Origin of the sequence: Streptomyces sp. NPDC017520, from assembly GCF_044329855.1 — a bacterium.
In the GTDB taxonomy this organism is placed as follows: Bacteria; Actinomycetota; Actinomycetes; order Streptomycetales; family Streptomycetaceae; genus Streptomyces.
Map to the genome: position 1 here is coordinate 26,576 of NZ_JBIRKB010000020.1, position 6,068 is coordinate 32,643.

At 73.2% G+C, this 6,068-nt stretch carries 6 protein-coding genes; 5 read left to right on the plus strand and 1 reads right to left on the minus strand.

What is annotated here, in order from left to right:
* Nucleotides 1-176 precede the first annotated feature (176 nt).
* The 4 genes from ACH4KB_RS32685 (at nt 177) to ACH4KB_RS32700 (ending at nt 3,749) form a co-directional block, all read left to right on the plus strand.
* On the plus strand, nt 177-1,085 hold the full coding sequence (locus ACH4KB_RS32685; protein ID WP_398069829.1) for a TetR family transcriptional regulator C-terminal domain-containing protein: 909 nt from the start codon (nt 177-179) through the stop codon (nt 1,083-1,085).
* A gap of 138 nt (nt 1,086-1,223) precedes the next feature.
* Nucleotides 1,224-2,117, plus strand: a complete 894-nt coding sequence (locus ACH4KB_RS32690) for a 3-keto-5-aminohexanoate cleavage protein (RefSeq protein ID WP_398069831.1) — start codon at nt 1,224-1,226, stop codon at nt 2,115-2,117.
* Nucleotides 2,118-2,211: 94 nt separating this feature from the next.
* Nucleotides 2,212-3,219 (plus strand): 3-hydroxyacyl-CoA dehydrogenase NAD-binding domain-containing protein, encoded by a 1,008-nt coding sequence (locus tag ACH4KB_RS32695; RefSeq protein ID WP_398069833.1) that lies wholly within the window; start codon nt 2,212-2,214, stop codon nt 3,217-3,219.
* Complete coding sequence (locus tag ACH4KB_RS32700) at nt 3,216-3,749, plus strand: thioesterase family protein (protein ID WP_398069835.1); 534 nt, start codon at nt 3,216-3,218, stop codon at nt 3,747-3,749. Before ACH4KB_RS32695 ends, ACH4KB_RS32700 begins: the two co-directional genes overlap by 4 nt.
* Before the next feature lie 85 nt (nt 3,750-3,834).
* Here the strand turns inward: ACH4KB_RS32700 and ACH4KB_RS32705 are convergent, their stop codons facing one another.
* A complete protein-coding gene (locus ACH4KB_RS32705; protein ID WP_398069837.1) occupies nt 3,835-4,626 on the minus strand; it encodes an adenosylcobinamide amidohydrolase in 792 nt (263 codons plus the stop codon).
* Between the two features lie 228 nt (nt 4,627-4,854).
* Here ACH4KB_RS32705 and ACH4KB_RS32710 point away from each other — a divergent pair, with 228 nt between their 5' ends.
* Complete coding sequence (locus ACH4KB_RS32710) at nt 4,855-5,901, plus strand: PRC and DUF2382 domain-containing protein (RefSeq protein WP_398069839.1); 1,047 nt, start codon at nt 4,855-4,857, stop codon at nt 5,899-5,901.
* The last annotated feature ends 167 nt before the right edge of the window (nt 5,902-6,068 follow it).

The window sequence follows — 6,068 nt, forward strand, 5'->3', positions numbered from 1 at the left end:
CCCAGAGTGCCACACCCCCCCCCCCCCCGCGGGGGGCCCGGCCGGGTCTGAGGGTGGGGTTGTGGTTTTTGTTTTTTTTATTTTTATTATACAACCCCCCCCAACGCCTTGCTATTTAAGGGACTACGCCTCTCTCATGTTGAGGTTTCCTCAACACATGGCTACGGTGGCTGACCATGGAGCAGGACGAGGTGGCCGCACAGGTCCGGCAGGTGATCGAGGCGACGGGTGTCAGCGCGCGCGAGTTCGCGCGGCGGATCGTCATCGATCCGTCCAAGTTGTCCCGTTCCCTGAACGGCACACGGCGCTTCACCGCCGCCGAGCTGGCCCGGATCGCGGACATCGGCGGCGTGGACGTCGGTCGGCTGATCGGTACGACGACCGGTGCGAGCGACGACGCGACAGCCGGCACGACGGTCGGCAGCGCGACGCCGACGCCGTCGACCGTGCCCGCCCCCTCGCCCCCTCGCGCGCCGTCGCCCTCGCCGGAGGGCGGCAGGCCCTTGCAGATCGTGCGGGAGACCGTCCGGCTCATCGCCGAACGCGGATTCCACGCCGTCCGGGTCGCGGACATCGCCGCGGCCTGCCATACCAGCACCGCGGCGATCCACTACCACTTCCCCGGCCGTGACGAACTGCTCGAGGCGGCGGTCCGCTGGTGCATGGACGAGGACACCCGTCGCCGTGCCGACGCCACGGCCGGCACCCGTCACGCCGGGGACGAGCTGCGCCTGCTGATCGAGCTCCAGACGCCCCGCACCGAACAGCAACGGCGGCAGTGGTGCGTCTGGCTCGACCTGTGGGCCGAGGCCGCCCGGTCCACCACGGTCGGACGGCTCCACGTGGAGTACTACCGCCAGTGGCGGGGAACGGTCGCCGACGTGATCCGTCGCGGCGTCGCACAAGGCGTGTTCCGTCCGGTCGACGCGGACAGCACGGCTCTCGCCCTCACCGCCCTGATCGACGGACTGGCCTCCCAGGTCCTGGCCACCGAGCCCGGCCTCCCGGGCACCGGCGCGCAGACCATGCACGACGCGCTCATCGCCCACGTGGACGCCTGCCTGACGTCACCCCTGGCCGGCTGACGCTCGCACCCGCCCCGCCCCGCCCACCTCCTGCACCCCGACCCCGATCCCTGAGCCCGCACTCCCCGAACTCCCGAACCCCCCGAACTCCCCGAACTCCCCGAACTCCCCGAACTCCCCGAGAGGAGACGTTCCCGCATGCCCGTGAACCAGGACGTCATCATCACCTGCGCGCTCACCGGAGCCGGCGACACCGTCGGCCGCAGCCCCCATGTCCCGGTGACGCCCGAGCAGATCGCCGCCTCCGCCGTCGAGGCAGCCGGGGCCGGGGCCGCCGTGGTGCACATCCATGTCCGCGAGCCGGAGACCGGCGCGCCGTCCCGCGATCCGCGGCTCTACCGCGAGGTCGTCGAGCGGATCCGGGAGACCGGCACCGACGTGGTCATCAACCTGACCGCCGGCATGGGCGGAGACCTCGTCATCGACCCGGAGGCCCCGCTCCGTCAGCTGCCGGGCACCGACCTGGTCGGCGGTCTCGAACGGCTGCCGCACGTCGAGGATCTGCTGCCGGACATCTGCACCCTGGACTGCGGTTCGCTCAACTTCGGTGACGGCAGCAACCTCTACGTCTCGACCCCCGACATGCTCCGCACCGGCGCGAAGCGCATCCAGGAGCTCGGGGTCCGGCCCGAGCTGGAGATCTTCGACACCGGCCAGCTGTGGTTCGCCAAACAGCTCCTCGCCGAAGGGTTGCTCGACGACCCCACGGTCTTCCAGCTCTGCATGGGCATTCCGTGGGGCGCGCCCGCCGACCCGGGCGTCCTCCAGGCGATGGTCAACATGCTTCCGCAGGGCGCCCAGTGGGCGAGCTTCGCGCTCGGCCGGATGCAGATGCCCTGGGCCGCCCAGTCGATCCTGCTCGGCGGACACGTCCGGGTCGGCCTGGAGGACAACCTCTATCTGGGCAGGGGCGTCAAGGCCACCAACGGTCAGTTGGTGGAGCACGCCGTGCGGATCACCGAATCCCTGGGCTCCCGGGTCGCCACGCCCGACGAGGCCCGCGTGAAGCTCGGCCTGTGCCCGCGCGCCTGACCACGCACGCCTCCCTTCCCTCCCGTACACCCTCCCCCTCCCCCTCCCCCTCTCCCTCTCCCCTCCCCCACACCGTCCTTCTGGAGTGCCGCCCGTGACTGTCACCCCCTCTGCCGCCGCGAACGACGGCCCCGCCGCCCCCTGCGCCCCGGAAGACGTACGCCGTGTCGCGTGCGTCGGGGCCGGGGTGATCGGCGGTGGCTGGGCGGCCCACTTCCTCGCCCGCGGATACGACGTCACCGCCTGGGACCCGGCCCCCGACGCGGCCGTCCGGCTGCGCCGGCTCGTCGCCGCGGCCTGGCCCGCGCTGGAGCAGCTCGGGCTGGCCCCCGGAGCGTCGCAGGACCGGCTGACCGTCACCACGACGCTCGAAGAGGCCGTGGCCGATGCCCAGTTCGTCCAGGAGAGCGCCCCCGAGAATCTGGATCTCAAGCGCGATCTGCTGGCCCGGCTGGACGCCGCGACGCCCGTCGGCACGGTGATCGCCTCGTCGACCTCCGGCTACCCGATGACGGACATGCAGACCGAGGCCGCCGCCCCCGGGCGGCTCGTCGTCGGGCACCCCTTCAACCCGCCCTACCTCATACCCCTGGTCGAGGTCGTCGGGGGTGAACGGACCGCGCCCGCCGCGGTCGACTGGGCCTCGCGCTTCTACGCCGTCGCGGGCAAGTCCGTGATCACCATGGAGCGCGAGGTGCCCGGCTTCATAGCCAACCGGCTCCAGGAGGCCCTCTGGCGCGAAGCCCTGCACATGGTCGCCAACGGCGAGGCCACGGTGGCGGAGATCGACGCGTCGATCACCGAGGGCCCGGGGCTCCGCTGGGCCGTCATGGGACCGATGCTGACCTTCGCGCTCGCGGGCGGCGAGGGCGGGATGGCCCATATGCTCGACCACTTCGGCCCGTCGCTCAAGTCGCCCTGGACCAGGCTCGAAGCACCGGAGCTGGACCGGGCGCTGTACGAGGCGGTGGTGGCCGGCTGCGAGGAGGCGGCGGGCGGCCGGAGCATCGCCGATCTGGTCGCCGAGCGGGACCGGGGCGTCATCGACGTCCTGCGGGCCACGGGCCGGCTGCCCCGGTCCGCCGAGGAGGACGCCCGATGAGCGAGCACTCGACCCCCGAGGAGACGACCGTGACCGACGACGCCACGGAACTCCCCCTGTTCCACCGGACCGTGCGACCCGAGTGGATCGACTACAACGGCCACATGAGCGAGGCGTTCTACGTCCTCGTCTTCGGGTACGCCACCGACGCGATGATGATCGAGACCGGTCTGCACGCCGGGTACCGGGAGAGCACCGGCTGCTCGCTCTACACCGTCGAGTCGCATCTGCGCTATCTCCGCGACGTGGCCGAGGGCGCCCATCTCGCTGTGCGCACCCGCCTGTTGGGCGTGGACGCGAAGAAGGCGCGCTTCAGCCACGAGCTGTACGTGGTCGGCGCGCCGGACGGCGTACCGGAGCCGGAGGCCGCCCCGGTGGCGACGAGCGAACTGCTGGCACTCCATGTGGACCAGCGGGCGGGCCGCACCATCCCGTTCCCGGATTCCGTACGGGAGCGGCTGGCCGCGCTCGTCGAGCCGACGCCCCAGTGGGCGGGCCGCTCGATCGCCGAGGTCCCGGCGGCCCGCTGAGCCGTCGACGCCCACAGCTCGCCATCGCCGTCGCCGCGCCGGTGGTGCGGCATCCGGTGAGCGGGGGTGCGCCGGCCCGGGCCCGTCACGGGCCTGTGCGGGCTCCCGCCAGGACGGCGGTGTGCACGGCGCGGGCGATCCGCGCCCCCCAGGTGGACCGGGGTCCGGCGAAGGGTTCGCCGCCGTCGGGTCCCGGTTCGGGAGCGGCGACGCACACGGCGTCCGTGGGGGTGCCCGAGCAGTCGAGTCCGGCGTCCAGGAGGGCCTGCACCTTGGCCTCGGTGGCGGTGGCGACGGCGTTGACCAGGGCGGCGTCGGAGAGCGCGACGGGCAGTGTGACGACGATGTTGACCGTGCCCGGCCTGAACGGGGCCGCCGGGGCCTCCGCGGGCCCCGGCGGGAAGGGGGCCGTCGAGGACTCCGCCGTCGGCGGACGCGGCGCCGGGGTGGCGGTGTCGGGGGCCGCCGCCCAGCCCCGTACGCCGAGGCCGGTGGTGACGGTCGCGGTGACTCCGCCGTCCTGGCCGGTCGTGTACGCGGCGACGTCGGCGGCGGTCATCAGCCCCGCGCCCGGTCCGGTGAGCCCCTCCGCGGCGGCGATCTCGGCGAGGTGCCGGTCCGGGTCGAGGCGCGGGTAGCCACCGGGGACCTGGGCGTTGAGGATCCAGGCCCGGGTGCCGATGCCGCCGCCGAGAATCGCGCTGCTGCAGACCCGGACGCCCGGCCCCAGCCGCCAGAGGAGGTGGTGGAGACGGTGCCCGCCCTCGTGCCGGTCGCGCAGTTCGCCGCGTTGCGCGGGCGGCCGGAGGCGTACGGAAGAGATGGCGCACCCCTGGTGGCTCGGCGGGTCGGCGGTGGTCCGTCCTTCGGCCGCCATGGTCCGCCGATCATATGCCGGACCCGGGGCCTCACCCGATTGGCCTAACGGGTTCGGGGGCGGCCCGGTGCCGCCGCACGGGCCCGGGGCCCCGCACCGGGCTTCCGGAAGGCCTGATCCGGGCGAGCGGGCGGTTGCAGCGTCCATGCGGGTGAGGCGCGATGGAATCCGGACGCGCCACCTCTGGTGGAGCCACCCACAGGGCGTGCCCGAGAGGAGGAATCGGTTATGGGAGCCGCTGACGGTTTCACGGATTCCGGAGAACTCGACGGTCTGACCGTGTACGACAACGACGGCGAGAAGGTCGGCAGTGTGGGCCGGGTGTACGTCGACGACGACACCGGCAAGCCCGACTGGGTCACGGTCAAGACCGGTCTGTTCGGCATGAAGGAGAGCTTCGTCCCGCTCGCCGGAGCCCGTCGGGTGGGCTCCGACCTGCACGTCGCGCATCCGAAGGACAGCGTCAAGGACGCACCGCGCGTGGACGCCGACGCGCATCTCTCCGTGGCCGAGGAGGAGGAGCTGTACCGGCACTACGGCCTGACCAGGAAGTCCGGCAACCTCGGTGAGAACCGTTCGCCGGGCATGGACGCGCCGACCGTCGCCGGAACCGGTGCGATGGGTGCGGCGGGCGCCGCCGGTGCGGCGGGCGCGGCCCGCGGGACCGGAACGGCCCCCGGCGCCAAGGCGACCGGGAAGGCGACCACGGCGGGCACGAGCGCCGGGATGGCCGGTGCGGGAACGACGGGAGCGGGCATGGCAGGAGCAGGCAGCGGTACGGGCAGGCACCGCGACACGGACGCCTCCAGCACGGCGCGCCCGATGGCGGGCGCGGGCACGTCCCGGTCGGCCGACCTGAGCGGCCGCGAGGAGATGATCCGCTCCGAGGAGCAGGTGCACGTCGGCAAGGAGGAGTACGAGAGCGGCAGGGCACGCCTGCACAAGTACGTGGTGACCGAGGAGGTCACCCGGACCGTGCCGGTCTCCCACGAAGAGGTCCGCGTGGTCCGCGAACCGCTGCAGCCCGGTGAGAAGACCACCGGGACCACGGACTTCGGCGAGCAGGACGTCGAGGTGACCCTGCACGCGGAGCGCGCCACCGTGCGCAAGGAGTCCGTGCCGGTGGAGCGGGTCCGGCTGGAGACCAACCGGGTCACCGAGCAGAAGGAGGTCTCCGCCGAGGTCCGCAAGGAGAAGATCGACTACGCGGACGGCACCGAGATGGGCAAGGGCAAGGACGCCGGTGGCGAGTCCGGCCAGGGGCGACGCCGCTGACCGGCGCTTCCTCAGGTGGCCGCACGGCCGCTCCCACGTCCTCGGCCGCCGGGCGGACCCGTGTCACGGGTCCGCCCCGCGGGCGGTCCGGCGCCGGCCGCGCACAGCGGCGCGGCAGGAGCCCCCCCGCGGGGCCCCGCGAGCCCGGCGGCCGGCGGGCACCCGGC

What these genes read in the sequence shown, in the direction of transcription:
- ACH4KB_RS32685 (WP_398069829.1), top strand. Translation starts at nt 177, where the DNA reads ATGGAGCAGGACGAGGTGGCCGCACAGGTCCGGCAGGTGATCGAGGCG.
- ACH4KB_RS32690 (WP_398069831.1), top strand. Translation starts at nt 1,224, where the DNA reads ATGCCCGTGAACCAGGACGTCATCATCACCTGCGCGCTCACCGGAGCC.
- ACH4KB_RS32700 (WP_398069835.1), top strand. Translation starts at nt 3,216, where the DNA reads ATGAGCGAGCACTCGACCCCCGAGGAGACGACCGTGACCGACGACGCC.
- ACH4KB_RS32705 (WP_398069837.1), bottom strand. Translation starts at nt 4,626, where the DNA reads ATGGCGGCCGAAGGACGGACCACCGCCGACCCGCCGAGCCACCAGGGG.
- ACH4KB_RS32710 (WP_398069839.1), top strand. Translation starts at nt 4,855, where the DNA reads ATGGGAGCCGCTGACGGTTTCACGGATTCCGGAGAACTCGACGGTCTG.